This window comes from Streptomyces sp. SID3343 (assembly GCF_009865215.1).
In the GTDB taxonomy this organism is placed as follows: Bacteria; Actinomycetota; Actinomycetes; order Streptomycetales; family Streptomycetaceae; genus Embleya.
The window spans coordinates 1-2,163 of record NZ_WWJX01001310.1; the positions used below are offsets into that span (position 1 = coordinate 1).

Genomic DNA, 2,163 nt, shown 5'->3' on the forward strand with positions numbered 1-2,163 from the left:
GTGCCCGTGGACGTACCGGTGGAGGTGCCCGTCGACGTGCCCGTGGACGTACCGGTAGAGGTACCCGTGGACGTGCCGCCCTCGGAAGTACCGCCCTTGGACGTGCTGCCCTCGGCGGTGCCACCCTCGGACGTGCCCTTGGAGGTCCCCTCGGAGGCCCCCTCGGTCGTGCCCTTGGACGTGCCACCCTCGGTCGTGCCCGTCGACGAGCCCTCGGTTTCGCAGATGCGGGTTCCGCCACAGTCTTCGCCGAGCGGCAACACACTGTTGGACGAGTCACCCGCGCTCGCCACGCCCGCGACCGCGAACGACGCGCCCGCGGCGAACAGTGCGGCCGCGGCTATGCGAGCCGTGCGGACGCGCATTTTGGTTGTCATCAATTAACCCCCAGTTGGATGGGATCCCCGTACCCGCGCCGGCGCGAGTGGGGTCCCAAACGCCGTTGGGCATCACCGCGACGCGCGTCCGCGACTCGTCTGACGACGGCTGCGAACTCCCCGAATGGTTACGTCGTGGTAATGCCGGTCTTCAGACTGGTAACCGGGCGGATGCCGCGTCAAGGGCGTTCGGCGAGGGTTGCGGTGTTACATCCGATTCGCCGCGAAAATTGGCACGTAAGCGCAACGCAAAGACCCCCGCATTTATCACACTGTCGATAAACAGCTGCGGGGGTCTGCAGGTGCGGCGCTATCGGGCCGATGTCCCGATTTCGTGGTTTTGGTGAACCGACTACGCGGCGGCGGTCTGCTGCTGCTTGCGCCAGCGGATACCCGCCTCGATGAAGCCGTCGATTTCGCCGTCCAGCACCGATTGCGGGTTGCCGACCTCGAATTCGGTCCGCAGGTCCTTGACCATCTGGTAAGGGTGCAGGACATAGGAGCGCATCTGGTTGCCCCAGGACGAACCCTCGCCCTTGAGCGCGTTCATCCGGGCCTGCTCCTCCTGGCGCTGACGCTCCAGGAGCTTGGCGGACAGGACCGCCATCGCGGACGCGCGGTTCTGGATCTGCGAGCGCTCGTTCTGGCACGACACCACGATGCCGGTCGGGATGTGCGTGATGCGCACCGCCGAGTCGGTCGTGTTGACGCCCTGGCCGCCCGGGCCGGACGAGCGGTACACGTCCACTCGCAGTTCGGACTCGTCGATGTCGACGCGGTCGCTCTGCTCGACGACCGGCAGCACCTCGACACCCGCGAACGAGGTCTGGCGGCGGCCCTGGTTGTCGAAGGGCGAGATCCGCACGAGGCGGTGCGTGCCCTGCTCGACCGACAGCGTGCCGTAGGCGTACGGCACCTTGACGGCGAAGGTCGCCGACTTGATGCCGGCCTCCTCCGCGTAGGAGGTGTCGTAGACCTCGGTCGGGTAGTTGTGCCGCTCGGCCCAACGGATGTACATGCGCAGGAGCATCTCGGCGAAGTCGGCGGCGTCCACGCCACCGGCCTCCGAGCGGATGGTCACCAGCGCCTCGCGCGAGTCGTACTCGCCCGACAGGAGCGTGCGGACCTCCAGCTCGCCGACGGCCTTGTGCACCGAGGCCAGCTCGTTCTCGGCCTCCGTGCGGGTGTCCGCGTCGTCCTCGGCCTCGGCCAGTTCGAACAGGACGTTGACGTCGTCGAGTCGGCGTCGCAGGTCTTCGACCCGGCGCAGTTCGCCCTGGAGGTACGAGAGACGACTCGTCACCTTCTGGGCGGCCTCGGGGTCGTCCCACAGGTCCGGTGCCGCCGCCTGCTCGTTCAGATCGGCGACATCGGCCCGCATCTTGTCGAGGTCGAGGACGGCCTCGATCGACGCCATGGTCGACTCGACGGACTTGAGCTCTTCGGAAGGATCAACGGCAGCCACGCGACCATCCTAAGTGGAGCGCAAGGTTTCCTCGGACTCAGGCTGTGGACGAACGTCCGGCGGGCGGCCGTCGAGCGCTCCCGGCGCCGACGATCGGGCCGGTGACCGGCCCGGTGCCCGGGCCCGGGCTCAGCCCGACACCGCCGACTGCACGCGGCCGTTGTCGGCCCGGATGTACAGGTCGACGCGGTCGGGCCCGGTGCTCACCGCGGCGGGGGCGTCGGGGGTCGCGGTGTTCGGGTCGACCGGGCGCCAGCCTCCCTCGCCCGGGACCGCGCCGAGCAACCGGCCGTTGCCGTCGCGGGCCAGGACGACGAGCCC

General features: G+C 68.8%; 2 protein-coding genes and 1 pseudogene. All 3 read right to left on the reverse strand.

The window, feature by feature from the left end; translation table 11 throughout:
• Nucleotides 1-377 (reverse strand): annotated as a pseudogene (locus tag GT354_RS41615) (hypothetical protein); the annotation flags it as partial.
• 352 nt (nucleotides 378-729) lie between these two features.
• Nucleotides 730-1,842, reverse strand: a complete 1,113-nt coding sequence (gene prfB / locus GT354_RS41620) for a peptide chain release factor 2 (RefSeq protein ID WP_161361913.1) — start codon at nucleotides 1,840-1,842, stop codon at nucleotides 730-732.
• Between the two features lie 129 nt (nucleotides 1,843-1,971).
• A partial coding sequence (locus GT354_RS41625) for a hypothetical protein (RefSeq protein WP_161361916.1) occupies nucleotides 1,972-2,163 on the reverse strand: 192 nt, incomplete at its 5' end.